This window comes from Pseudomonas sp. B5(2017), from assembly GCF_002112825.1.
In the GTDB taxonomy this organism is placed as follows: domain Bacteria; phylum Pseudomonadota; class Gammaproteobacteria; order Pseudomonadales; family Pseudomonadaceae; genus Aquipseudomonas; species Aquipseudomonas putida_Z.
In genome coordinates this window covers 1-25,028 of sequence record NZ_NEIR01000007.1, presented here as the reverse complement: position 1 = coordinate 25,028, position 25,028 = coordinate 1, and the positions used below count along the sequence as shown (strand labels likewise).

Sequence of the window (25,028 nt, the reverse complement as noted above, 5' to 3'; positions counted from 1 at the left end):
GCGCCATGCGCTCCCCGCTACCCGAGGCACCGTTTTTCCATGTCCGCCAGTTCTTCTGCCCCATCCGCGCCGGATGCGCGCACCCAGTTTCTCGACCTGCTGAACGCCGCCCTGCATGGCAATACCTTGGTCAAACTGGTATTGGCGCGCCATGTCGGTGCCGACCAGACCTTGCAACGGATCATTGCCAAGCCGTTGCAGGTCAAGGGCCAGCGGTGCCTGTCGCTGGTCTATCGCCACCAGACCCGCGACATCACCCGCAACCTGGCGCTGGACCAGGCCCAGGCGCTGGTCGCCGAGTTGCTGCCGGACAGCTTCCGCAATGCGCACCTGTTCGACGCCGACGGTGAAGTGCAGTTGACCTTCAGCAAGAAGGGCAAGCCCATGCTCCAGCGCCACGGCGCACAAGCACCGCGCGAGGCTGCCAGCAGCAGCGGCCATGACCGCGAGAAGAAGCGCTATCTGGAGCTGTCGCGGCCATTCCTGCGTGACCTCGGCGTGACTGACGCACAAGGCGCGCTGATCCCGTCCATGTCGCGCAAGTGGAAGCAGATCAACAAGTTCATCGAAGTCTTCGACCACGCCCTGGCCAGCGCCCCGGTGCCGGCGGAGCAGGCGCTGCGGGTAGCCGACTTCGGCTCTGGCAAGGGCTACCTGACCTTTGCCATGCACGACTACCTGCGCAACAGCCTGGGCCGCGAAGCGCAGGTAACCGGCGTCGAGCTGCGCCAGGACATGGTCGACTTGTGCAACGCCGCCGCCTTGCGCCTGGAGCACCCGGGCCTGGAGTTCCAGTGTGGTGACGTGCGTAGCGTGGTGCCCGAGGCCATCGAAGTGATGATTGCCCTGCATGCCTGCGACATCGCCACCGACTACGCCATCCACACCGGCATCCGCTGCAACGCCGCGATCATCATGTGCTCGCCGTGCTGCCACAAGCAGATCCGCCCGCAACTGCACAGCCCGGGGTTGTTGCAACCGATGCTTCAGTACGGCCTGCACCTGGGCCAGCAGGCCGAGATGCTGACCGACAGCCTGCGCGCGCTGTACCTGGAAGCCTGCGGGTACGAGACCAAGGTGTTCGAGTTCATCTCGCTGGAGCACACCAACAAGAACAAGATGATTCTTGCGGTGAAGCGGCGCCAGGCAGGGGACAACAGCGCGTTGCTGGAGAAGATCGGGCAGCTCAAGGCGTTTTACGGGGTGCAGGAGCATTGCCTGGAGACGTTGTTGCGAGGGGATGGGTTGCTGCCTGGCGTGTGATTCTTCAGCGGCTCTTGTGAAGCGCCGCACTCGGTAACACGTTATCCAGTAGTGGCGCATTCGTACGTTTCAAGGGCTCGGTTTCGCTAGCCGTCGCTTCGAGCTGGCGGGCCTGGCGGTATTCGCTGGGCGTGCAGTTGCTGACCTGCTTGAAGGTTCGGGCGAAATAGGACGGGTCCTTGAAGCCGGCCTCATAGCCGATGCTGGTAATCGGCATCTGGCTGTTGACGAGCAGGTCCATGGCCAGGTTCATGCGCTTGCTCAGGATGTAATCCAGAAACCCAACGCCGTTGACTTCCTTGAACAGGCGGCTGAAGCGGGCTGTGGTCATGCCGCAGCGCTGCGCGAGGTCCTTTTGATCGACACATTCGCGAAAGTGCTGGTCGATGTACGGCATGACCTTGCTGAGCGCCTGGTGCTTGTGGTGTTCGCCGGTCAGGCGAATGCTGTCCGGCAGGGAGGGAAGGTGATCGATGCGCTGCGCATTGGCTGAGGTCTTGCTGGCGCGGCGTATGTCGCAAAGCTGCTTGAGGACATCGATGTAGCGGCTTTTTTCACCGCTTGTCAGCGGCAATACCAGATACTCCCAGACCCGCGAACGCATGGCCCAGACGGCCAACTCTTCGGAGTGCTGCACGGTGAACATGGTGACCGGGATGGATGGTGAGTTGCGTTTCACTTCCAGCAGCAGGTTGAGGTTGAGGGTGTCGGGGCGATCGAAATGCATGCAGATCATGTCTGCCTGCTGGCGTTCGGAATGCGCCACGGCCTTCGCCAGTTTGCAATCGCAGACATGACTGAACTGTGCCATCAGCGCGTCGGTGGAATGATCGCGTGTCAGATCGAACCACAACAACAGCGGCTTTGTGCCCGGGTTAGACATCGTGACTTAACCTTATGCTGGGGAGTTTCCCTACGAGCAGCAGTATTGTCAAAACACTATTAAGTCGCCGAGCAATTTGGTTATTACCTTAGATCGTTTTTGCTTAAGGGGTTCTATGCGTTTTGTAGAACCCTGATGTTAGACAGGTTCCGCATTTGGTCTGGCCTCTGCTCATGACGACCGCTTGTCGGCTTTGAACAAACGTGCCAGAACCTTTCCCTGAGCCGGCTGCAAATGCGTACGAAAGTGCTTCTCATATTCGGGTTTCCTGCCTGTTTTACTAGTGGGCTTGCCCACTTTTTCGATGATGGCCAATGGCCGCAAAAAAGTCCTAGCGATTCGCAAAAATCTCCTAACGACTATGGTCCCCCCCTGACTAGGATTCCCAACAGGTAGTGCACACGCCACTGCCCGGGAAGAAAAAAATATCCTTAGCGAGGTGAGCGAAATGACTCTGCAAACAATCAAGGCTTCGGTTATGAAGTTCGTCAAAGATGAGGATGGTCTGACCATCGTGGAATATGCCGTGGCAGGTGGCTTGGTAACTCTGGCTGTTGCCGCCTCGTTCGATACTTTGGCGGCCGCCATAACCTCTGCTCTCGGCAGGTTGTCGACTTGCATGGCCGGTGGCACCTGCTAACAAGCCTGACGCAATTGGGGGATGGGGCGATGTCCATTGAGCAGATGTCTACTTCAATCATGTTGCTAGTGCTGCTCGGTATTGCGGTGGTGAGCGACCTTCGTTGCCACCGCATTCCCAATCTACTGATTGTTGTTGGACTGGCTTTGGGCCTGATGAGCCAGGCCTATGCAAGTGGGGTCGACGGGCTTGGTAATGCGGCATTGGCCACCCTGATCGGCTTTGCGGTTTTGTTGCCCATGTACGCTCTGGGCGGGATGGCTGCCGGCGATGTCAAGTTAATGGCCATGGTCGGTAGTTTCCTGACCCCATTCAGCGCGTTGTGGGCTGTTTTTTTCAGCTTGATGGCCGGTGCGCTGTGCGGTGTGCTGATTGTCCTGTTTCGCGGCCAACTAAAGCAAACCTTGGCGCGCTATTGGCTGATAGCAAGTGCACGAGCTTACTTGGCACCGGCGGCAAATGAAGTAGCCGGCAAGCCGTTCCCTTACTCCGTGGCAATTTTGCTCGGAACCCTGGCCAGTGGCTATTGGCTTTATATCGGTCGGTAGCCCAGGAGGCTAGCCATGTATGCGATCAGCGACAGCAGTGCTTACTTCAATGATCGGGAAACGGTACAGCGCCTTGCACCACAGCCGCGGACTGTCCGTGAGACTGGACTGACTGAAAGCTTTCTTGGTGATTTGCTGTGCAAGCATCTGCACGACGCCGGTACGCTGGACCTGTCGCGGCTGGTTGAGCGCTTGGCGCTGACCGGTGCAGTGGTAGAGGAAGTGCTGGCCTTTCTGCGCAAGGATGGCCGCGTTGAAGTACTGGGCCAGGTTGGTGTGCAAACGGGGGGGCAGGTGCTGCGATACGGCCTGACCGATCGCGGCCGCGGTACCGCCCGGGATGCACTGGCGCGCAGCGGCTACATCGGCGCGGCGCCCTTTCCGGTAAGTGCCTACCGTGACCTGCTCAAGCTGCAGACCATCCACCATGGCCGCATCAGTACGCAGGACATGCATGCGGCGTTCGCTGGCGTAGTGCTCTCGGAGAGCATGCTCGATCAACTGGGCGTAGCGTTGAACTCCGGGCGCGCCATCATGATTTACGGCCCAGCAGGCACCGGCAAGACCTATGTCAGCAGCCGCCTGATCCGCCTGTTCGCCGAGGCCATCTGGGTACCCCATGCCATCGAGATCAACGAGTCGGTCATCGAGGTGTACGACCCTCAGGTGCATCAGCGCCTGGAGGAAGAAAGCCAACCTACCAGCCTGTTGCTCAACGAAGGCATCGACCGGCGGCTGGTGCGCTGCAAACGCCCGGTGGTGATTACTGGCGGCGAACTGGGCATGGAGCAACTGGATGTCCGTTTCGATCCCAGTACCCGCCAGTACCAGGCCTCCCTGCAACTCAAGGCCAGCAATGGCCTGTTCATCATCGACGACATGGGGCGCCAGCGCATGGCCCCGGCCGAACTGCTCAACCGCTGGATCGTGCCGATGGAAGAGAAGCGCGACTTCCTCAACCTGGGTGGCGGGCGCCATTGCGAGCTGCCGTTCGATCTGGTGCTGGTGTTCTCCACCAACCTGAACCCCCTGGAGCTGGCCGACGAAGCCTTCTTGCGGCGCATCGGCTACAAGCTGCAGTTCAGCTACCTGAAGGTCGATGAGTACGAGCGTATCTGGCGCCAGGAATGCGAACGCCTGGGCCTGGCTTACGACCCGTCTCTGTTGCGTCATGCACTACAGGCACTGTACGAGGTTGAAGGCGTGCCGCTAGTGCCCTGCCACCCTCGCGACCTGCTTAACATGGCGGTCGACCGCCAGCGTTACCTGGGCGGTGATGGTCCGCTGTCGCCGCAGGAGCTGGAATGGGCCTGGCGTAGCTACTTCGTCCAGATCGACTTCCTTGGATAAGGAGATGCAGACATGAGCGCCCGTACGCTTACCCTGATTGCCGTTTCCCTGACCCTGGGGCTTGGCGCCGCCTTGATGGCCAACAACTGGCTCAATGGTCGGCTCAACGCCGCCCCGGATGACAACATGAAGAATGTGGTGGTCGCCACGGTAGAGATCCCGTTCGGGCAGATGATCGAGGCCCAGCAGGTCGCCATCGTGCGCATGCCCAAGGATGCGGTACCTGACGATGCTTTCGACAGCAATGAAAAGGTGGTTGGAAAGATTGCGACTTTCGCCATGCTGCGCGGCGATGTGCTGCGCAGCGCACGCGTGGCTGAGCACATGGGTGGCAGTACCCTGGCTTCGTTGATAGCCCCTGACAAACGAGCCATTTCGGTGCGTGTGGATGACGTGGTCGGGGTGGGCGGGTTCCTGTTGCCGGGCAACCGGGTAGATGTACTGGCGACCAAGCGCAGCGATGGCAGCAGTAATGACTCCGAATCCAGGACCATCCTCCAGGACTTGCGGGTATTGGCTGTTGACCAGACGGCGGGGACGGACAAGACCCAACCGGTGGTGGTGCGTGCGGTGACCCTGGAAATGTCGGCCAAAGAGGCAGAGGTGCTGGTCAAGGCGCAATCGGAAGGGAAGTTGCAGTTAGCCCTGCGTAACCCGCTGGATGCCCAGAAGCAACCGCAAGCCGTTGCCGCTGTCGTGCCGACCCCGCCGTCTGTGGTCAAGCCGCAACCCAGGCCGGTGGCCAACCGCAGCAGTGGCGTTGGCTCGGTCACCATCATCCGCGGGACTGAAGTTGAAGTAGCGAAAGCAAGGTTTTAAGGCGGCTGGCGTCCGAATGGCTAACCTTCGGCAGGAACAAGAATACCTCGCAAGGAGTTGTGCATGAATACTTTGCAGAGACTAGGGATGTACCTGTTGTGCGGGCTGGGTACGCAGCTGCTGTTCGTCGGTGTGACGCAGGCTGCAGAACCGGGATCGGGATACAGCGCCATGCCGGCGGCCAACACCAATATGGTCCAGGTGCCCATCTACAAGTCGCGGACGATCAGCGCTCGTACGCCGGTGAGGAAAATCTCGGTCGGCAACCCGGATATCGCCGATATCCTGATCACCAGCCCGACCCAGCTCTACCTGCTCGGCCGTTCCCTGGGCACTACCAACGTGCTGTTGTGGGACAGCAACAACCGCTTGATCGAGACCCTGGATGTGGAGGTCGTGCATGACCTCACCGGGCTGAAGACCAAACTGCACCAGCTGCTGCCCGAGGAGAACATCGAGGTGTTCAGCGCCCAGGGCGCGTTGGTACTGCGTGGCCAGGTGCGTAGTGCCGCGGCCATGGACACAGCGATGAAAGTGGCCAAGACCTATGCCGCGCAAACCTCGAGTGTGGTCCAAGGCAAGGGTGAAGCTGCCGAGGTGGCACCGGCCCAGTCGCTGGAGGTGATCAACCTGCTCAGCGTCGGTGGCAGCCAGCAGGTGATGTTGGAAGTGAAAGTGGCCGAGATGCAGCGCAGCCTGATCAAGAACCTCAACGTGCGCTTCAATGCCCTTGGCTCATCCGGCAACTGGAGCGGTGGCGGGTTCAACAATGGTCAAGGACTGGGCCTGACTCCAGGCGGCGGGTCGATCCTTTCGCCAGGTTCGCTGATTGGAGGCGGCAAAGGCTTGTTCGCCCAGTTCCTGTCCGACGATTTCCTCTTCAACGTGGTGCTGGAGGCGTCCAAGGACAATGGTTCGGCCAAGGTGCTGGCCGAGCCCACCCTCACCACTCTTACCGGCCAGCAGGCGGAATTCATTTCTGGTGGCGAGTTCCCGATCCCGATCACCGAGGATGATGGCATCACCATCGAATACAAGGAATTCGGTGTCGGCGTGAAGTTCCTGCCGGTGGTGCTCGAATCCGGGCGCATCAACCTCAACCTGAATGTCTCGGTGAGCGAGCTTTCCAACGTCAACTCGCTGGTACTCGACACTGGCCTGAACAGCATTCTGGGCGATGGTGTTACCCAGGTCATCCCGTCGCTGACCAAGCGCAGCGCCGAGTCCACGGTCGAACTGGGCAATGGCCAGACCATCGCCATCGCCGGTCTGATCAGTGAAAACACCCGCGATTTCGTCAGCCGTTTCCCCGGGCTGGGGGACCTGCCGATACTCGGGCACCTGTTCCGCAGCCAGTCGTTCATCAACGGTGAAACCGAACTGGTGATCCTGGTGACGCCGCACCTCGCCAAGCCTGTGGATGCCAAGGCGGTGCGCCTGCCCACCGAGAAATTTGTCGAACCCAGTGACCTGGACTTCTACCTGCTTGGCAAGACCAAGAGCAGTGAGCCCGGGCGCTCGGTGCCCGTCAGCCTCGGCGTCAGCGGTGGCAACTTTGGCCATGATCTGAATTGATCGGAGAGAACCAGCATGAGAACCATGATCGTGTGTTGCGCGCTGCTGTCGGGGTTGTCCGGTTGCATGTCGTACGACGAGGGGCGCGTCGGCCCGCTGGGTTACAGCGTCTACCAGACAACCTACCAGCAGATTGCCGACAAACAGGTGGCCGCCAATCCAGGCACCGAACTGCCTGCCGTCGGCGCCGATGGGCCGTTGCTGGAGAAGGTGATGAATGGTTATCGGGGGGCGACTGGCGATGCGCAGCAGGTCGGCCAGCCGATCCAGATCCAAGTTACTGATTCAACTCGCTGATTGAGGGTGTGATCATGACTCCTCGAACTCAACGGATGTTCACTGCGCCACCAGGGCAACAGCGGGGGGTAGTGACTGTCATCATTGTGATCGCCCTGTTGGCGATACTGATGATGGCAGCGTTGGTGCTCGATGGCGGTCACATGTTGTTGAACAAGACCCGACTGCAGAATGCCGTGGACGCCGCCGCCCTCAGTGGCGCCAAGACCCTTAGCCAGGTGATGGGCGCTGGCAATGCTGCCAGTACCACGCGCGATGCCGCGCTCTCTACCTTGCAAAAAAACGCCAGTGCAACCGGCAATCAGGAACTGGCGACGGCAATCGGCGGTAATCCTGGCGGATTCGCGGTGGTGGAGCTGGCTGACAATGTCTATGGGCCTTTCTCCTACCCGGGGCCGGCCAATGCCTCCTATGTACGGGTCTCGGTAGCGAATTACTCACTGGCTGGCTTTTTCTGGAACTTTGCCCAGTCAATCACCGAGGGTTCCGCCGCCAAGAGTGTGACGGCAATTGCTACCGCCGGGCCGAGCCCGACTAGCCCCTGTGATCTTGCACCGCTGTTGGTCTGTGGCAACCCGGCTCAATACAACCCGGATACCGGCATGTTCTGGGGGTATCGTTTTGGTGACCTGGAGGTCTTGAAATCTGCTTCCAAGAACAGCGACCCGATTGGCCCGGGTAACTTCCAGTTGCTCGACTTTGGCTCTGGCGGCAAGACCATTGGCGACCTGATGGCCGGCGGCGGTTCGGTATGCCGCAATGTTGGTGACAACGTCGCCACCAAGCCTGGTAACACGGTTGGCCCTTCCGTCAAAGGTCTGAATACGCGATTCGGCGAGTACTCCGGGTCGTTGAAGAGTTCGGACTACCCGCCCGACCTGGTGACGACCTATAGCAATCCGGTGATGAAGTATAACGACAAAACAACGCCTCACCAGGTGGAGCACCAGGGCCAAGTCGTCACTTCGAGCAATGGCAACCTGTCTGCTGGCGGTACTCCGCTGTTCGACTACAACGACTATGCCGCGCAGACAGCTGCATGTGTCGGAGGTGGGGGAGCGGGGTGTCAGTCGAACGGAGTTTTCGAGCGGCGGATGCTGAAGATCGTGGTGGGCGACTGCTCTGGCAAGAACTCGGGGGCATCATCGATTCCGGTCATCGGTTTCGGTTGCTTCTACGTAGTGCAGCCGGCCGACAACTCGGGTGGGGATTCGCAGATCTTCGGCCAGTTCGTCAAGCAATGCGAGGGTGACGGCGTGCCTGGGCCTACGCCGCAGGACGATTCCGGTCCGCAGATCATCCAGCTGTACAAAACCTTTATCAGTGGCAGTGGCACACCGAGCACCGACTCCTAGGAGCGTGTCATGGAACTCTATCGGCTCAAGCGTGCGCAGCGTCAGCAAGGGGTGGCAATCGTCGAGTTCACCATCACCCTGCCACTGTTGCTCCTGACCTTGCTGGCTTTCGGCGAATTTGGCCGCATGCTTTACCAGTACAACAGCCTGCTGCAGGGCAGCCGGGATGCTGCGCGCTTTGTCGCCAGCCAGGCTTGGAACTCGACCCTTGGCAAGGTCGAGGTGAGCGCCGACCTCGAGTGCATGACCAAGTACGTGGCGGTGCACGGTGCGCCTTCCGCGCCGCCTTGCAGCCTGACCGGGATGCCGGCCAACACCACCGTGCAGGTGGCTACGGTGGCGGGCACCAACGACCACGTGCAGGTGACCATCAGCACGGTCTTTTCCCCGCTGATCGCCAACGGCATTCCGGCGTTCATTGGCAACGGCATGACGCTGAACTTCCCGTTGGTCGCCACCACCGTGATGAGGGCACTGTGATGAAGCGCAGGAGCATGCAGGGCGTTTACGTGGTGGAGTTCGCCATCATCAGCACATTGCTGTTCACGCTGTTGTTCGGGGTGTTGGAAATAGGCCGTCTGTACTACACCGTGAATATGTTGAATGAGTCCGTACGGCGTGGAGCGCGCCTGGCAGCGGTTTGTAACATCAGCGACCCGGTGGTACTGCGCCGGGCGATATTCAACAGCGCGGGCAACAGTGGCGCCAGCAGCCTGCTGTCCAACCTGGACACCTCGGACCTGACCCTGCGCTACCTGGACAAGAACGGTGCGCCGGTAGCCAACCCCGGGGATCTGGTGAGCGCCACCGGGTTTGCCGCTGTCCGCTATGTGCAGCTGACACTGCAGAACTTTCAATTCAGCCTGTTTATTCCAGGTTTTGGCGTGCCCATTACCTTGCCAGTATTCAAGGCGACCCTACCTCGCGAGAGCCTCGGGCGTCATACCGAGGCGGATGTCGTACCGGAGATCACGCCATGCTGAATCTTAGGGAATCTTCCGTATCCGCTACCTCCATCAGGCCCGGGATGCGTCTGTTGATCAGCAGCTCCGACGCCCTGGCCTTGCGCCAGTTGCAAGAAATCTGTCAGCGCATCTCTGGTCTGGAGGTAAATGTTCGCCAGGTGAGCAATGGGCATTGCGACCCGCTTTATGGGTTGGACCGGATGCCCGATTTCCTGCTGCTGCGCGTTGGTCAGCTGTGGCGTGAGGAACTGGCGGCCCTGTTGCAACGCCCGGCCCATGAGCGCCCGCCGCTTTTGGTGTGTGGCCTGCTGGACGATCGGGAAGGCATGCGCCTGGCGATGCAGGCAGGTGCGCGCGATTTTCTGCCAGAGCCTATCGTTGCCACGGAGCTTATCGCTGCCTTGAACCGTATGGTCATGGAAACCCAGACCAACAGCACGGCGACAGGGAAACTGATCGCGGTGATGAATGCCAAGGGTGGCTCCGGCGGCACTGTGCTGGCCTGCAACCTGGCGCATCAGCTCAGCCTCAAGGGCAACACCCTGTTGCTTGACCTGGACCTGCAGTTTGGCAGCGTGTCGCATCATCTGGATGTGGCGCAGTCGCACAGCCAACTGGACGTGTTGCAGCAGATAAAAGAAATGGATGGTGTTGCACTGCGCGGCTTCTGCAGCCATTTCAGCCCGTCCTTGCATGTGCTTGGCAGCCGCGCCAATGAGCTGTGCCTGCCGCAGGATGTCCATGCCGAACAGCTCGATGCGCTGCTGCAGCTGGCGCGCTCCAACTATGACTGGGTAGTGGCGGACTTGCCGCGGCAGATCGATCACATCACCGCTTCGGTGCTGGAGCAGGCCGACCGGGTGTACGTCGTGGTGCAGCAGAGCGTCAACCACCTGCGCGACGCCAGTTCCCTGGCGCGCATTCTGCGCGATGACCTAGGCGTACGCGGCAATCAGCTGGAGGTGGTGGTCAACCGCTACGACAAGGCGGCGCCGGTCAGCCTCAAGGATATCGGCGAGGCGCTGCGCTGCACCAATATCGTGAAACTGCCGAATGACTTCAGCGTTATCAACCAGAGCCAGAACACGGGTGTGCCATTAGGCCTGCAAGCACCTCGCTCCGCGATCACCCAGGCGCTGCGTGGGCTGGCCGAGGAATTGGTTGGCAAGCAGGTGGACACTGATACGGGACTGTTCAAACGCGCCTTCAAGCGTGTTTTTCGGGGGTGAACCATGCTTAGCGATTTCCGTAACCGTTTGCGCAAAACGGCAGTCACCTCCGAGGCATCGACGCAGTCGAAGCAGGGGGGCGGCGCGAAGGACCCGGCAGAGGCGCTGATGGCGTGGGAACATTCGGTACCGGATGTTCTGTTTGAAACGAAAAGCCAGGTCACATCGGTGGAAGCCGAGTGGCGGGAGAAGACCTATCAGCAACTGCTGAAGGTCATGGACCTGTCCTTGCTCGATTCGCTCGAGCAGGCCGAGGCCGTGCGGCAGATCCGCGATATCTGCCAGCGTCTGCTCGATGAGCATTCGGCGCCGGTGAGCTCTGCCAGCCGCCAGTTGATCATCAAGCAGATCACCGACGAAGTGCTTGGCCTTGGCCCGCTGGAGCCACTGCTGGCCGACCATACGGTGTCCGACATCCTGGTCAACGGGCATGACTCGGTATACGTCGAACGGTTCGGCAAGTTGCAGCGCACCGATGTGCGATTTCGCGATGATCAGCACCTGCTGAACATCATCGACCGCATCGTCTCCAGCCTCGGCCGGCGTATCGACGAGTCTTCGCCGTTGGTCGATGCACGGCTCAAGGACGGTTCACGGGTCAATGCGATCATCCCGCCGCTGGCCATCGACGGGCCGAGCATCTCCATCCGCCGCTTTGCGGTGGACCTGCTCAATACCGACAGCCTGATCCAGGCGGGGGCGCTGACGCCGGCCATCGCCTTGCTGCTCAAGGCGATCGTGCGGGGCCGGCTGAACGTGCTGATCTCCGGCGGCACCGGCTGCGGCAAGACCACCATGCTCAATGTGCTGTCCAGTTTCATTCCGCATAACGAGCGCATCGTCACCATCGAGGACTCGGCCGAACTGCAACTGCAGCAGCCGCATGTGGTGCGCCTGGAAACACGGCCGGCGAATATCGAGGGGCGCGGGGAGGTGGGCCAGCGTGAGCTGGTGCGCAACAGCCTGCGGATGCGCCCCGACCGTATCGTGATCGGCGAGGTGCGTGGTGCCGAGGCGCTGGACATGCTGACGGCGATGAACACTGGTCACGATGGTTCACTGACTACCATCCACGCCAACACCGCGCGCGATGCGTTGGGCCGGGTCGAGAACATGGTCTTGATGTCTGGCGCTACATTTCCGATCAAGGCCATGCGCCAGCAAATCGCATCGGCCATCGATGTGGTGATCCAGCTGGAGCGACAGGAAGACGGCAAGCGGCGGTTGGTCAGTGTGCAGGAGATCAACGGCATGGAGGGCGAAATCATCACCATGACCGAGATATTCTCGTTCGTCCGCAATGGCCTGGGCGAGCAGGGCCAGGTGCTTGGTGACTTCCGGCCAAGTGGCATGGTCCCGGCGTTTCGCGATTCTTTGGCCAAGCGCGGGATCGAGTTGCCGCTGACAATGTTCAGGCCGGAATGGATGGAGGGTCGTCAATCATGAGCCAGATACCCGCTGAATATATCCTGGCGTTTCTGGGCATGGTGTTCGTTGCCGTGTTTCTCCTCAGCCAAGGGTTGGTGGTGCCGGTATTCGGTGAGGCTGGCAAAGTACGCAAACGTATCCGCAGCCGACTGGTGATACTGGAGCGGGCAAGCCATCTGCCGAACATGCAGACCGTGCTGCGGCAGAAGTACCTGACACGCCTGTCGCCGCTGGAGGCGCGACTCGAGCAATTGCCCTTCATGGCGACGCTGACGCAACTGATCGAGCAGGCCGGGCATGATTATCGGGCCTATAGGGTACTGCTGCTGGGGTTCGTGCTGGCAGCGGCTGCCGGAATGCTGGCCTGGCTGTTCTTTCCATACTGGTGGTTGGCGCTGGCGGTAGCATTCGTGGCGTTCTGGCTACCGCTGCTGAAAATCTCCCATGACCGTGGCAGGCGCTTCGCCAAGTTCGAGGAGGGTTTGCCGGATGCGCTGGAAGCCATGTGTCGGGCATTGCGCGCCGGGCACCCCTTCAATGAAACCCTGCGTTTGGTGGCAGATGAACACAAGGGACCGGTGGCGCATGAATTCGGTCTGACTTTCGCCGATATCAACTACGGTAATGATGTGCGCAGGGCCATGCTTGGCCTTCTGGAGCGGATGCCAAGCATGACGGTGATGATGCTGGTGACCTCGATCCTCATTCACCGCGAGACCGGCGGTAACCTGACCGAAGTGCTGGAGCGTCTGAGCAACCTGATCCGCGGGCGTTTCCGCTTTCAGCGCAAAGTCAAGACAATGTCGGCCGAGGGGCGAATGTCAGCCTGGGTGCTGATAGCCATACCCTTCGTATTGGCGGCTGCGATCGTTGTCATGAACCCTGCGTACTTGACGTTGCTGGTCAAGGACCCCGTTGGGCAAAAGCTGATCATGGGGGCTTTTGGCTCGATGTTGGTGGGGATTTTCTGGATTCGTAAAATCATTCGTATCCAGGTTTAGGCAGTTCTCGCATGGGGGCGTCGGTCATGGACTATTTGCTCGGTTTGTTGAGTCAGGTCACGGACAATGAAGCACTGACTCGCCTGCTGGTCGTTGGTGCGATCGGGATGAGCACGGTCATTGCGGTGATCACTGTGACGTTACTGGTGCTGGGGCTGCAGAGCCCTCTGCAACGCCGTCTTGCATTGATCAAACGTGGTCACGCCAGCGTTGGAGTTGGTCGAGAGGCACCAGGCAATCTGCAGCTTTTACTGGAGCGGGTCGGACGGCGCCTTGGCCCGTCTGCGGAGGGGGAGGTGTCAACCACCCGAACCCTGCTGACCCACGCGGGTTACGGCTCGACGTCAGCGGTACAGGTGTATTGGGCGGTGCGTTTGCTGTTGCCGTTGATATTGGTTGGTGCCTCGCTGTTGACACTGCCACTGGTTCCCAACCTTTCTTCGACCAAGATCCTCGCTGTGGTGCTCATGGGGGCTGCCGTTGGATGGCTGCTGCCGGCAGTGTATGTCGAAAAGCGCAAAAAGGCTCGGCAGGAGCGGTTGCGTGCGGCCTTTCCTGATGCCCTGGACCTGATGGTGGTTTGCGTGGAGTCGGGCCTGGCGTTGCCCCAGGCGATCGAGCGGGTGGCCGAAGAAATGGCGGTCAGCCAGGCCGAGCTGGCCGAGGAGCTGGCCTTGGTCAATGCGCAGATCCGAGCCGGCATTTCCAGTACCGAGGCGCTCAGGCAATTGGCGGATCGCACCGGTCTGGAAGACATTCAAGGCTTGGTCAGCCTCTTGGCCCAGAGCATCCGCTTCGGTACCAGCGTAGCGGCCACCTTGCGCATCTATGCCGAGGAGTTTCGTGACCGACGTATGCAGGCCGCCGAGGAAATGGGCGCGAAAATCGGAACAAAGCTGGTTTTTCCGCTAATTTTCTGTCTGTGGCCAAGCTTTTTTCTGGTTGCCATCGGCCCGGTGATCATCGGGATACTTAGAATGTTCGGGAAGCTATGACATGAACAGGATCAGCTTGCTGTTGACCATGATAGCCGTGCTCTCGGGTTGCCAGAGCACGGGGCCAGACTTGAATGGGGTGCGTTCTGTCTACTCCGCTGGCAATTCGGTGCTCTATCAGGTGCAGTCGCAGAGCAACTCGCCCGACCAGGCGATGCAGATGGCTGCTATGGCTTACCAGGCCGGTGACCTGGACCAGGCGCTGTACCAGTACCTGCGCGTCCTCGAGCTGGCGCCCGAACGTTATGAGGCCCTGGTCTGGGTTGGTCGTATCCACCGCGAACGGGGCAATAACCAGCTTGCCGAGATGGCCTTCACCGAGGTACTGAGCAAGGCACCTGAAAACCCCGATGCCCTGACGGAAATGGGCCTGCTGAACCTGTCCATGCGTAAACATGAGCAAGCCAAGGTGATGCTTTTGAAGGCAGTTGCCGTGGATCAGAAACGCTTTGCCAAGGACCCAGCCAATACCCAGACAGGGGCGGCTGCGCTCAGGGTCGACAGCAAGTCACCACTCAAGGCCTACAACGGGCTGGGGGTGCTCGCGGATCTGGCCGACAACTTCGCCGAGGCGCAGACCTACTACCGCCTGGCCGAGCTCATCGACCCCCGTTCGGCGTTGGTGCAGAACAGCCTGGGGTATTCCTACTACATGGCCGGGCAATGGGCCGATGCCGAGCTCCGGTACAAGCGTGGTGTGAGCTACGACGGCACCTACAAACCGCTTTGGCGCAACTATGGGTTGCTGCTGGCTCGCATGGGGCGCTATGAGGAGGCGGTGTCTGCCTTCGAACAGGTCGAAAAGCGTGCCGAGGCCAGCAATGATGTCGGCTATGTCTGCCTGGTGGAAGGCAAGCTGGATGTGGCTGAGCAGTTCTTCCGCAGCGCGATCGACTTGTCGCCGGGGCACTATCCCGTCGCCTGGGAAAACCTGAACAGGGTCCAGCAGATTCGGCAGATCCGCCAGCTGGGCGGCGATGTCGCGATGCCCGAGCCGGTTGCAGTTGGCCCGGCCGTGCAGGTGACAACCGCGTCGGCGCCCTGATGCCTGACAGATAGCGTAAACGGGGCTGCTACGCAGCCCATCGCCGGCAAGCCAGCTCCCACAGGCACCGCGCAGAATCAGGAGTTGCGCGATCCCTGTGGGAGCTGGCTTGCCGGCGATGGGCCGCAAAGCGGCCCCCAATTGGTCCACTTCACCTGTGGGTGAGCGGTGCTTCAATAGCCAACGCTGCTTGCCCCAACGGATGCGTACTGGCATCGAAGAAATACAGCACGGTCCCGGGCATATCCCCGAACCTGTCGACAAAATGCTGCTTCTGGTTGATCACCGATGCCTCGCTCAACGGCCTTATGGCAATCGACAGATGCATCGGTCGGGCCTGTCGGATGGCTTCGAGCAGATGCTGGTCACTGCTGTCCAGGTGCAGCCCGAACAGGCATAGCCCCTGGCTTTCCCGCGCCAGTTGCCCCAGGCACCAGCCCAGGTAGTCAGAGTTGCGGATGGCGCGCAGTTTCTCGTCGCTGCGGTCTTCGTTGATGAACAGCGGCACTTCGCCCGGGATGTTCACGGCAAAACCATCGAGCAGTTCGGCGCTGTCGGCGCTGCGTTGGCGGGTGGTGCCGTCGGGCAGCTTGAGCAGGTGCAGGCCGCCATGCAGATGCAGCACCCGCGTGCCTTCGCCGTTGGTGCGGCGCACGTCGAAGAAGCCTTGCTCGTCGAACAGTTCGGCGAAGCCGTGCGGGGCGTGTTGCACGGCCCACGGTAGCAGCAGGTCGTAGTTGCTGGTGTAGACGCTGCGGTAGCCGCGCAGGGCCTGGTTGAGGGTTGCCAGGGTCGTGGCCGGCATGAGTGGCCACGGCAGGTGCACCGTGCGTACGGCGTGTATCAGCGCTTCCTTGATCGAGTAGTAGCGGTTCAGCGGCGCGGTGGAGTTGATGGCCAGCGCGGCGTTGGTGCGCACGGTGGTGTTGAGGGCGCTGAGCACCGGCTCGAACAGTTCCGTACCCAGCGACTTGAACAGTGCCTGGTCGCTCACGGCCAGGCCTTTCTTGCGGCCGGCACGTTGCGCTTCCTCGAACAGCGAGAAGTAGCCGAACGGCTTCCACAGCACGCGGCTGGCGCCGTTGCCCAGCAGCAGGGCGTCGCAAGGGTGGCGGGCGGCGAGTTCCGGCCAGGGGGTGAGGGTAGCGTCTAGTGCGGGCATGCTGGGGTCCGTTGGGTGGAGCGGGAACGGGGGCGACTTTAGCATGTCATGCAAGGTGTGCGAGGGTTGTATCCAGGCAAGGGCCTTGTGTCGGCAATGCCGGCCCCTTCGCGGGCACGCCCGCTCCCACAGGAATCACACTGCCCTTGAATTCAGTGCAGTACCTGTGGGAGCGGGCGTGCCCGAGAAGAGGCCAGAACAGGCAGCGCAAGGTTCACAGAACGATAAAGGACTTATCCATGCGCAATCCCATGTTCAGTTTCTTGGCTTTGACCGCTTTGCTCTCTGTATCGGCCGCTTCCGCCAGCAATGGCAAGGCCCTGGCCACCGCCCACGGCATTGCGCACCCGGCGGTGATCGCCCACCGCGGCGCCTCATACGATGCCCCGGAATCCACCACCCCAGCATACCTGCTGGCCCGCGACCAGGGCGCCGACTACCTGGAACTCGACCTGCAACGCAGCAGTGACGGCGTGCTGGTGGTGGTCCATGACGATGTGCTGTCGCGTACCAGCGATGTCGCCGAGCGCTTCCCGGAGCGAAAGGACAGCCCGGTCAGCGCCTTCACGCTCGCCGAACTGAAGTCGCTGGATGCTGGCAGCTGGTTCAACCAGGCCTACCCGGCGCGCGCCCGGGCTTCTTTCCGCAAACTGCCGATCCTCACCCTGGACGAGGTCATCGACATCGCTGAAGGCAACCCCGAGCGGCACCCCGGGTTGTACATCGAGACCAAGGTCCCCAAGCAGTTCCCGGGTATCGAGCAGGACCTGAAGGCGCGCCTCGCAGCCCGCGGCTGGCTCGACCGGCCAGGCCGTGTGGTGTTGCAGACCTTCGACCGCAACAGCCTGGCGTTGCTGCACGAGGCCATGCCGCAGGTGCCGAAGGTACTCCTGCTGTGGGTGGGGACAAAAACCATCGAGCCCGCTTCCGGGCAGGATTTCGCTGACTCGGGTGAAACCGACAAGGCCGCGTTCTATGCCCGTCAGCAGCCGAAGGACCAGGCAGAATTCCTGCGCTGGCTCGATCAGGCCAGGCAGGGCGGTGCGGTCGGTACGGGGCCTTCTGCCATGCGCACTCATCTGGGCGAACAGAGCTATGCCGACCTGATCCAGCCCTGGATGAACCAGGCCAGCCAGGCGCGGGATTTGCTGGTGCATGCGTACACCCTCGACGAACCGGTGGACTTCGACAAGGCGATGAAGGCGGGTGTCGACGGGATCTTTACCAACCGCACGGGGGCGTTGCTACGGTTCTATCAGCGTCCGGCGGAGCCTGAGGTGGTGATGCTGGAGAGGTTGGGATACTGATGAATGCATGCGTACTGGCACTAGGTTGCTCCTACAAAGGGACCTGCGTCGGATCCTGAACTTGTGCAGGTGTCCTCTCACTGCGACTCCTGTTACGCCAAACCCGATAGGCGCGAATGCCCGCCCGCACCGAGCCGAACAGCAGTTTGTCTTCCATCTCGCGGGCCATCCCCGAGCGCACCAGCATGCGCAGGAAGGTGCCGCGGGCGCGGGCGATGGCGAAGAAGATGCCCTGGGCGGCCAGGGTGTCGCGCACTTCGCGCAGGGCGGCGATACCGCTGACGTCGATGCTGGTTACCGCTTCGGCATCGAACAGCACGGCCTTGGGCTGGTCCTGGCTCTGCACCGCCTCGAGCAGGCGCATCTTGAAGTAGTCGGCGTTGAAGAACAGGATCGCGTCGTCGAAGCGGTACACCACCAGGCCTGGCACGGTGCGGGCATCCTTGTGTTTGCGGATGTCCACCTGGCCTTCGGTGCCCGGCAGCCAGCCCAGCACCGCATCGGTGGGCTGATAGATGCTGTACAGCAGGCGCAGGATCGCCAGGGTCACGGCAAACACGATACCGGGCAGTACGCCCAGGCTCAGCACGCCGACCGTGGTCAGCAGGCACAGCCAGAACTCGAAGCGGCTCAGGCGGCGAATGTGCCCCAGCGACTTGATGTCGATCAGCCCCCAGCCGGCCATCAGCAGCACGGCGCCCAGCGCGGCCTGCGGGATCCACGCCATCGGTGCGGTGAAGAACAGCAGGATCAGGGCGATGACCAGCGCGGCGATGATGCCCACCAGCTGGCTCTTGCCACCGACCATGTCGTTGACCGCCGTGCGCGAGTCTGCGCCGCTGATGGCAAAGCCCTGGGAAACACCGGCAGCCAGGTTGCTTACGCCCAGGGCGACGAATTCGTGGTTGGCGTTGATCGCGTAGCCGTGCCGGGCGGCAAAGCTGCGTGCGGTGAGCATGGCGCTGCAGAAGCTGACGGTGGCGATACCCAAGGCGTCGCGCAGCAGGCTTTTCATTTCTGCCAGGTTACTGTGTGGCCAGGCCAGCTGCGGGATGCCGGCAGGCACCGGGCCGAGAATGGCGACGCCGAAGCGGTCGAGGCCGAACAGGCCGACCAGCAGCATGAACAGCGCCACTACCGTCAGCGCCGCAGGCAGGCGGGGGTAGCGCCGTGGCAGCCAGATCAGCAGGCCCAGTGCGGCGAGGCCGATGAGCAGCGTCACCCAGTGGATTTCGCCCAGGCGCTGGAAGAAGTTGATCAGGCTGAGGATGAAGCCGTCACCCTCGATCTTGAACCCCACCACTTTGGACAACTGCCCGGCGATCAGGCTCAGGCCGATACCGTTGAGATAGCCGATCAGGATCGGCCGCGAGAAGAAGCTGGCGATGAACCCGGCCCGGGCCACCCCGGCCGCGATCAGCATTACCCCGACCAGCAAGGTGACGATCACCGACAGTTCGGCAATCCGGTGCGGCTCGCCCATGGCCAACGGCGCCACGGCGCCGGCGATCATCGCGCAGGTGGCGGCGTCAGGGCCTACCATCAGCTGGCGCGAGCTGCCGATCAGGGCGTAGACCATCATCGGCAGCACACAGGCGTACAGGCCGTACTGCGGCGGCAGGCCGACGATCTGCGCGTAGGCGATGGCAATGGGAATCTGGATCGCCGCCACCGAGAGGCCGGCCTGCAGGTCGGCGTGGAACCACTCGCGGCGGTAGTGCAGCAGGTTGGCAAGGCCCGGTAGCCAGCGGGAGAGAAACATGCGTCGTCCTTTCGAAATGCTTCACGAATCCATCCACGCATTGAAGCGGATCGGCAGGCAAATGGCCATGGGGCAGGTCAAAGGGAGGGGGAGAAACGAAAAAAGGAGCCTGGACTCCTTTTGACAGCGATGACGTTGCGGGAACGCCATGCGGGAATGCGATGTGGAGCGGGTAGAGGGAATCGAACCCTCAACTAAAGCTTGGGAAGCTTTCGTTTTGCCACTAAACTATACCCGCGTTTGCGCAGCACTTTTTACCAGAACCCTCAACGAATTAGAAGCCCAAGTTATAAAAAAGCTTGTCGGCGCCCCCTGGCTTGCGGGTCTCATCCACAGGGCGCCGAGCTGCTCAGATGGCCAATGCATGCTGCCCCTGTTTTACAGGCTGGTAACGGTGACGAGGTTCACGCATGGTTGGCTTCAGGAACCCCAGCATGACGCTGCGGGTGTTCTCGCAAGCGGTCTTGTTTTCCATGTCCAGGAAGTGGCCTGCATCGCGGATCACGCTGAAATGGCTGCGGCCCACGTGCTTGCTGAACTGCCGCGCATCTTCGACCGTGGTGTACTCGTCGCGGTCGCCGTTGATGAACAGCACCGGGATGTCGATATTGCGTGCACCATCCAGCGCCCGCTCCAGGTCATGTTGCAGCACCTCGTTGATGTGGAAGTGCATCTGCGCGTACTCGTGGCTGTCCAGGCTGCTGACGTGGCGGTAGTTGAAGCGCTTGAACAGTGACGGCAGGTGCTTGCCGATGGTGTCGTTGACCAGGTTACCGACCTGATAGCGGTCGCAGGCGGCCAGGTACTGGCAACCACGGTCCAGGTAGTCCCGCATCGGTTCGTTGATCACCGGCGAGAAAGAACTCACCACTGCCTTCTTCACGCCCCGCGGCTGGTGCGCCAGCGCCAGCAGCGTACTTGCGCCACCCCACGAGAACGACATCACGTGGTCTGCCTGGAAGTGCTCGATCAGCTCGAGGAGAATATGCGCTTCGGTCTCCTTGCTGATAAAGCGTTCCTGGCGATTGTGCGGCTTGGATTTGCCCGCGTATGGCTGGTCGAACAGTACTACGTTGAACTGCGGGTGCAGGTTACGTACCGTCTGGGCGAACGAGGCCGTGGTGGCCAGCGAGCCATTGATCAAAATGATCGTATTCTCGGCCGCATCCGCGCGATAGAACTCCGTGTAAACCCGATACTGACCTTGGATATCAAGTACAGCGATTTCTGGCCTCATGTCATCGACTCCTGGCGCAAAAAGGGTATTCGCGTCACCTAGGGTGCACGTTCTTTATGACAGGTAGGCATTTGCCTGAAGAGATACCGGGGGGGCCCTGTGTCGATCCTTGGCACTTGCGTCGACGGTATTGTTTTTGGCGGGCAATTTGCCGTGCCCCAAGGCATCGAGGCCCTGGGTGGCCGGCAAAAGGTGTCTTCGACTGCGGGTGTGACTTGGTAGTCACATGCAGACTGACGATTTGGATTCAAGCAGTGGGTCGGGGATCCCGCAAGTGCCGTTCGGGGGAAAATGTGACTTTTGTCGCTGAGCGGTCGTATGACGACCCTGATCTGTCTGTTCCGGCCTCTTCGCGGGCTCGCCCGCTCCCACAGGGGTAACTCCAGCCCGGAGGCCTGTGGTGTACCAGTGGGAGCGGGCGAGCCCGCGAAGAGGCCGGAACAGCCAACCTAGACCGTCGCTATTTCATCCGCCGTCAGCTCACGAAACGCCCCCGGCGCCAACCCCGGGTCCAGCCGGATCGCCCCCATGCTCTCCCGATGCAACCCCACCACCTTGTTGTCGAAATGGCCGAACATGCGCTTCACCTGGTGATAGCGCCCTTCGACGATTGCCAGCCGCGCCTGGCGCGGCCCGAGGATGTCCAGCTGGGCGGGCAGGGTGGTGAGATCTTCGAAGGCGAAGTAGAAGCCCTCCAGGAACTTGGCCACATAGTGCTCGCCAATCTCGTCCTCGGTTTCCACCAGGTAGTGCTTGGGCAGCTTGGTCGTGGGCTGGGTAAGCCGCCGTGACCATTGGCCATCGTTGGTCAGGATCATCAGGCCGGTGGTGTTGAAGTCCAGGCGCCCGGCAATGTGCAGGTCCTCACGCAACGCGGCGGGCAGCAGGTCGAGCACGGTGCGGTGTTGCGGGTCCTGGGTGGCGCTGACGCAGCCAGCGGGCTTGTGCAGCATCAGGTAGCGCGCCGGGCGGCCAGCCTGCAGCAGCTGGTTGTCCAGCTCCACCCGGCTGAATTCACGCACCTCGGCCAGCGGGTCGCTGACCACCTGGCCATCCACCCGCACGCGGCGTTGCGCCAGCATCAGGCGGACTTGCTGGCGGTTGTGGCTGGGCAGGTTGGCGAGGAAACGGTCGAGGCGCATGGCAAACGGTCAGTCGGAAGCGGGGGAGCGAAGTTGTTCTTCGACGGCGGCGCAGCGCGGGCACAGGCAGGCTTTGTCTCGCAGATCGGCGGGCAGGGCCTCGAGCACGGCAGGGTCGATGGTCACGCTGTAACACCAGCAGGCCTGGGTGGCCCGGAGCGGGTCGGCCAGGCTGCACTGGTTGAGGGCGCCACAAGCGGGGCAGTGCTGGTTGTCGGGCATGGCTGCCACTCACCTGTATCAAATTGTTGCAGAAATGGCACTGCACCTTGGCGGCACTGTCTTATTCAATGTCGATGATCGCATTTCGCATCGATGCTCGCCAGCGCCGCTGTTCGGGCACTCCAGCGGTCCAGGAGGCCGCCATGTCCTATCGAATCCTGTTGATCGCCCTGCTGGGGCTGATGACTTCCGCCTGCGTTCCGTACTACGAGAGCGGGGGCTATTACCGGTCGGACCACTACTACTCCGACCGTTATGTATCACCGGATTATTACCGCTATGACCGCTATTACGTAACGCCGCAACAGCGCTATTACTACCAGCCGGCGCCGCGCTACTACTACCGCTCGGCGCCAGCGCCTCACTACCGGTCTCATCCACAGCCGGGGATGAAGCAGTGGCATGGCAACCCACGCTATGACTATGGCAACCGCCAGCGGTATGACTATGGGCGCGACCGGGACCGTCATGATTATCGCGGTGGCAGCCAGCGCTACCAGCAGAATGACCGTTGGCACTCCAACGGGCGGGGGGATGGTGACCGGCGCGGGGACGGGCGGCGTGGGCATGGGCAAGGAGGGAACTGGCAGCGGTAGGTGAATTGAAAATCGGGGGCGCGTTGCGCCCCTTTCGCGACGCAAGGCCGCTCCTGCAGGGGACCGCGATCCGCTTGTAGGAGCGGCCTTGTGTCGCGATGGGCTGCAAGGCAGCCCCAACTTCTCGAAGCTACCCGAGATCCGCCAGCGGATGCCGCCCCTCCCACACCTTGGCAAAATGCGCCTCCACCACCGCCGCCGGCACTTGCGCCACATCGGGCCAGTGCCAGTGCGGCTGGTTGTCCTTGTCCAGCAAGCGCGCACGCACGCCTTCGCTGAATTCCGGGTGGCGGCAGCAGTTCAGGCTCATGCTGTACTCCATCTGAAACACCTGCGCCAACGACAGGTGCCGTGCCCGGCGGATCTGTTCCCACACCAGGTGTGCGGTCAGCGGGCAACCTTCATGCAACCGTTGGCCGGCATCTGCCAGCAGCGGGTCGTCGTGGTGCTTGAGCCCCTCCAGCGCACGCCAGGCGGCGGCTGCGTCGGCCACGTCGAGCAACTGATCGATTACCTGTCGCCGCGGCAGCCACTGGGCCTCGGGCAACTCGGCGCAGGCGCGGTGCTGTTCGGCCTTGAGCAGGCTGTTCAGTTGCAGGGCAGTCTGTTCCTGCCAGTTCAGTTGCAGCAGTTCTTCGATCAGCGCCTCTTGCTGGTACTCACCCAGAAAGCGGTCGGCCAGGCCCAGGTCCAAGGCGTCGTGGGCATTGATCGGCGCGCCTGTCAGGCCGAGGAACAACCCCAGCTTGCCCGGCAGGCGGGCAAGGAACCAGCTGGCGCCCACGTCCGGGTACAGGCCGATGCTGATTTCCGGCATGGCCAGCCGACTGCTGGGGGTGACGATACGTACATTGGCGCCCTGCAGCAGGCCCATGCCGCCGCCCAGCACATGCCCGTGCCCCCAGCACAGCAGCGGCTTGGGATAGATGTGCAGGGCAAAGTCCAGGCGATATTCTGCGGCGAAGAAGGTGGCGGCCAGCGGGGGTACGCTGCCGGGGTGGTCGCGGCAGGCTTGCACCAGCGCACGCACATCACCGCCGGCACAGAAGGCCTTGGCACCGTTGCCGCGCAGCAGCACGCAAACGATCCCTGGGTCGCGAGCCCAGGCGTGCAACTGTTCGCCCAATACCTCGATCATCGGCAGGTTCAGGGCATTGAGCGCCTTGGGCGCATCCAGGGTGGCGATGCCGATGCGGGCGCCATCGGCGCCGGTGAGTACCTCGCAGTGAATGGTCATGGACTACCTCGCGCAAGTCATCGGACAAGTATGGCTTGCCTGGCCGAACATGCCGGTCGTCGGTCGGATCGTTTGACAAGCGGGAAGGGCTTACCTAGTGTCGCGCCATTGTTTATGGAAGGCCCCATGACTGACGACGATCGCATCAAACTCGAACCCAGCTGGAAGGCCGCCTTGCGCGCCGAATTCGACCAGCCCTACATGCATCAGCTGCGCGAGTTCCTGCGCGGCGAGTACGCCGCCGGCAAAGAGATCTACCCGCCAGGGCCGCTGATCTTCAATGCGCTCAACTCGACGCCGCTGGACCAGGTGAAGGTGGTCATCCTCGGCCAGGACCCGTACCACGGGCCGGGCCAGGCGCATGGCCTGTGCTTCTCGGTGCAGCCGGGCGTGGCCACGCCACCGTCGCTGGTCAACATCTACAAGGAGCTGCAGCGCGACCTGAACATCCCGATTGCCAACCATGGCTACCTGCAGAGCTGGGCCGAGCAGGGCGTGCTGTTGCTCAACACGACCATGACCGTGGAGCGCGCCAATGCCGCGTCGCATGCCAAGAAGGGCTGGGAGTTCTTTACCGACCGGGTCATCCAGGTGGTCAGCGAGCAGTGCCCGAACGTGGTGTTCCTGCTGTGGGGCTCGCATGCGCAAAGCAAGCAGAAGCTGATCGACGGGACCAAGCACCTGGTGCTGAAATCGGTGCACCCATCGCCGTTGTCGGCTTACCGTGGGTTCCTGGGGTGCGGGCATTTCAGCCGGACCAACAGTTTCCTACAGCAGCGCGGGCTGGCGCCGATCAACTGGGCGTTGCCACCGTTGTGATCACCTGAAAGAACGCGTTGCCTGCTTCGCGGGTGAACCCGCTCCCACAGTTTGGACTGCCCCCAAGAAGTTGGACACCAATCCAACCCTTGGGGGATCTATGGGTAAATACACAGAGCAGTTCAAGCTCACGGCTATCACCGCTTACCTA

At 61.6% G+C, this 25,028-nt stretch carries 25 protein-coding genes and 1 tRNA gene; 18 read left to right on the top strand and 8 right to left on the bottom strand.

Translation table 11 applies throughout. The annotated features are described in order from the left end of the window. The first annotated feature begins 39 nt into the window (after positions 1 to 39). Positions 40 to 1,263, top strand: a complete 1,224-nt coding sequence (locus tag CAG00_RS12145) for an SAM-dependent methyltransferase (RefSeq protein ID WP_085664370.1) — start codon at positions 40 to 42, stop codon at positions 1,261 to 1,263. A gap of 4 nt (positions 1,264 to 1,267) precedes the next feature. On the opposite strand, the gene CAG00_RS12140 is transcribed toward CAG00_RS12145, so the two are convergent. Next, positions 1,268 to 2,146, bottom strand: coding sequence for a DNA-binding response regulator (locus CAG00_RS12140; protein WP_085664369.1), 879 nt, complete (start codon positions 2,144 to 2,146; stop codon positions 1,268 to 1,270). 448 nt (positions 2,147 to 2,594) lie between these two features. Between CAG00_RS12140 and CAG00_RS12135 the strand changes: the two genes are divergently transcribed. The 14 genes from CAG00_RS12135 (at position 2,595) to CAG00_RS12070 (ending at position 15,393) form a co-directional block, all read left to right on the top strand. Beyond that, a complete protein-coding gene (locus CAG00_RS12135; protein ID WP_085664368.1) occupies positions 2,595 to 2,786 on the top strand; it encodes a Flp family type IVb pilin in 192 nt (63 codons plus the stop codon). Between the two features lie 29 nt (positions 2,787 to 2,815). Continuing rightward, positions 2,816 to 3,334 carry a prepilin peptidase gene (locus tag CAG00_RS12130; protein WP_085664367.1) on the top strand — a complete coding sequence of 173 codons (519 nt, stop codon included), beginning with the start codon at positions 2,816 to 2,818 and terminating at the stop codon, positions 3,332 to 3,334. A gap of 15 nt (positions 3,335 to 3,349) precedes the next feature. After that, complete coding sequence (locus CAG00_RS12125) at positions 3,350 to 4,684, top strand: AAA family ATPase (RefSeq protein WP_085664366.1); 1,335 nt, start codon at positions 3,350 to 3,352, stop codon at positions 4,682 to 4,684. Between the two features lie 12 nt (positions 4,685 to 4,696). Beyond that, positions 4,697 to 5,503, top strand: a complete 807-nt coding sequence (gene cpaB / locus CAG00_RS12120) for a Flp pilus assembly protein CpaB (RefSeq protein ID WP_085664365.1) — start codon at positions 4,697 to 4,699, stop codon at positions 5,501 to 5,503. A gap of 87 nt (positions 5,504 to 5,590) precedes the next feature. Beyond that, a complete protein-coding gene (locus CAG00_RS12115; protein WP_085664364.1) occupies positions 5,591 to 7,078 on the top strand; it encodes a type II and III secretion system protein family protein in 1,488 nt (495 codons plus the stop codon). Between the two features lie 15 nt (positions 7,079 to 7,093). Continuing rightward, the gene (locus CAG00_RS12110; RefSeq protein ID WP_085664363.1) at positions 7,094 to 7,375 is read left to right on the top strand and encodes a hypothetical protein; all 282 of its coding nucleotides are present in this window, start codon (positions 7,094 to 7,096) and stop codon (positions 7,373 to 7,375) included. Positions 7,376 to 7,386: 11 nt separating this feature from the next. Beyond that, on the top strand, positions 7,387 to 8,730 hold the full coding sequence (locus tag CAG00_RS12105) for a TadE/TadG family type IV pilus assembly protein (RefSeq protein WP_085664493.1): 1,344 nt from the start codon (positions 7,387 to 7,389) through the stop codon (positions 8,728 to 8,730). A 9-nt stretch (positions 8,731 to 8,739) separates the two neighbouring features. Next, the gene (locus CAG00_RS12100; RefSeq protein ID WP_085664362.1) at positions 8,740 to 9,210 is read left to right on the top strand and encodes a TadE/TadG family type IV pilus assembly protein; all 471 of its coding nucleotides are present in this window, start codon (positions 8,740 to 8,742) and stop codon (positions 9,208 to 9,210) included. Beyond that, entirely contained in the window at positions 9,210 to 9,713 is a 504-nt protein-coding gene (locus tag CAG00_RS12095) for a TadE/TadG family type IV pilus assembly protein (protein ID WP_085664361.1), read from the top strand. Before CAG00_RS12100 ends, CAG00_RS12095 begins: the two co-directional genes overlap by 1 nt. Then, complete coding sequence (locus CAG00_RS12090; RefSeq protein WP_085664360.1) at positions 9,707 to 10,924, top strand: AAA family ATPase; 1,218 nt, start codon at positions 9,707 to 9,709, stop codon at positions 10,922 to 10,924. The genes CAG00_RS12095 and CAG00_RS12090 overlap by 7 nt, the downstream gene beginning before the upstream one ends. 3 nt (positions 10,925 to 10,927) lie before the next feature. After that, positions 10,928 to 12,370: a CpaF family protein gene (locus CAG00_RS12085; protein WP_085664359.1), complete on the top strand. Its 1,443-nt coding sequence runs from the start codon at positions 10,928 to 10,930 to the stop codon at positions 12,368 to 12,370. Then, positions 12,367 to 13,353 carry a type II secretion system F family protein gene (locus CAG00_RS12080; protein ID WP_085664358.1) on the top strand — a complete coding sequence of 329 codons (987 nt, stop codon included), beginning with the start codon at positions 12,367 to 12,369 and terminating at the stop codon, positions 13,351 to 13,353. Before CAG00_RS12085 ends, CAG00_RS12080 begins: the two co-directional genes overlap by 4 nt. A 26-nt stretch (positions 13,354 to 13,379) precedes the next feature. After that, positions 13,380 to 14,348, top strand: a complete 969-nt coding sequence (locus CAG00_RS12075; RefSeq protein ID WP_085664492.1) for a type II secretion system F family protein — start codon at positions 13,380 to 13,382, stop codon at positions 14,346 to 14,348. A 1-nt stretch (position 14,349) separates the two neighbouring features. Further along, positions 14,350 to 15,393 carry a lipopolysaccharide assembly protein LapB gene (locus CAG00_RS12070; protein ID WP_085664357.1) on the top strand — a complete coding sequence of 348 codons (1,044 nt, stop codon included), beginning with the start codon at positions 14,350 to 14,352 and terminating at the stop codon, positions 15,391 to 15,393. Between the two features lie 151 nt (positions 15,394 to 15,544). Here the strand turns inward: CAG00_RS12070 and CAG00_RS12065 are convergent, their stop codons facing one another. Further along, on the bottom strand, positions 15,545 to 16,555 hold the full coding sequence (locus CAG00_RS12065) for a DUF4917 family protein (RefSeq protein ID WP_085664356.1): 1,011 nt from the start codon (positions 16,553 to 16,555) through the stop codon (positions 15,545 to 15,547). Positions 16,556 to 16,794: 239 nt separating this feature from the next. Between CAG00_RS12065 and CAG00_RS12060 the strand changes: the two genes are divergently transcribed. Continuing rightward, the gene (locus tag CAG00_RS12060) at positions 16,795 to 17,862 is read left to right on the top strand and encodes a glycerophosphodiester phosphodiesterase family protein (protein ID WP_085664355.1); all 1,068 of its coding nucleotides are present in this window, start codon (positions 16,795 to 16,797) and stop codon (positions 17,860 to 17,862) included. A 31-nt stretch (positions 17,863 to 17,893) separates the two neighbouring features. Here the strand turns inward: CAG00_RS12060 and CAG00_RS12055 are convergent, their stop codons facing one another. The 5 genes from CAG00_RS12055 to CAG00_RS12035 all read right to left on the bottom strand — a co-directional run bounded on the left by CAG00_RS12055 (position 17,894) and on the right by CAG00_RS12035 (position 22,225). Then, positions 17,894 to 19,624 carry a SulP family inorganic anion transporter gene (locus tag CAG00_RS12055; protein ID WP_025340444.1) on the bottom strand — a complete coding sequence of 577 codons (1,731 nt, stop codon included), beginning with the start codon at positions 19,622 to 19,624 and terminating at the stop codon, positions 17,894 to 17,896. 164 nt (positions 19,625 to 19,788) lie between these two features. After that, a tRNA-Gly gene (locus CAG00_RS12050) sits at positions 19,789 to 19,862 on the bottom strand. Between the two features lie 111 nt (positions 19,863 to 19,973). Further along, positions 19,974 to 20,861, bottom strand: coding sequence for a (R)-3-hydroxydecanoyl-ACP:CoA transacylase (gene phaG / locus CAG00_RS12045; RefSeq protein ID WP_085614241.1), 888 nt, complete (start codon positions 20,859 to 20,861; stop codon positions 19,974 to 19,976). A 449-nt stretch (positions 20,862 to 21,310) separates the two neighbouring features. Beyond that, positions 21,311 to 22,003 carry a pseudouridine synthase gene (locus CAG00_RS12040; protein WP_085664354.1) on the bottom strand — a complete coding sequence of 231 codons (693 nt, stop codon included), beginning with the start codon at positions 22,001 to 22,003 and terminating at the stop codon, positions 21,311 to 21,313. 9 nt (positions 22,004 to 22,012) lie between these two features. Further along, positions 22,013 to 22,225, bottom strand: a complete 213-nt coding sequence (locus tag CAG00_RS12035; RefSeq protein WP_085664353.1) for a cysteine-rich CWC family protein — start codon at positions 22,223 to 22,225, stop codon at positions 22,013 to 22,015. A gap of 143 nt (positions 22,226 to 22,368) precedes the next feature. Between CAG00_RS12035 and CAG00_RS12030 the strand changes: the two genes are divergently transcribed. Continuing rightward, positions 22,369 to 22,821 (top strand): hypothetical protein, encoded by a 453-nt coding sequence (locus tag CAG00_RS12030; RefSeq protein ID WP_025340441.1) that lies wholly within the window; start codon positions 22,369 to 22,371, stop codon positions 22,819 to 22,821. Positions 22,822 to 22,951: 130 nt separating this feature from the next. Here CAG00_RS12030 and CAG00_RS12025 read toward each other — a convergent pair whose 3' ends face one another. Continuing rightward, positions 22,952 to 24,058 carry an enoyl-CoA hydratase/isomerase family protein gene (locus tag CAG00_RS12025; RefSeq protein WP_085614238.1) on the bottom strand — a complete coding sequence of 369 codons (1,107 nt, stop codon included), beginning with the start codon at positions 24,056 to 24,058 and terminating at the stop codon, positions 22,952 to 22,954. Between the two features lie 126 nt (positions 24,059 to 24,184). Here CAG00_RS12025 and ung point away from each other — a divergent pair, with 126 nt between their 5' ends. Then, positions 24,185 to 24,877: a uracil-DNA glycosylase gene (gene ung / locus CAG00_RS12020; protein WP_025340439.1), complete on the top strand. Its 693-nt coding sequence runs from the start codon at positions 24,185 to 24,187 to the stop codon at positions 24,875 to 24,877. Positions 24,878 to 25,028 lie beyond the last annotated feature (151 nt).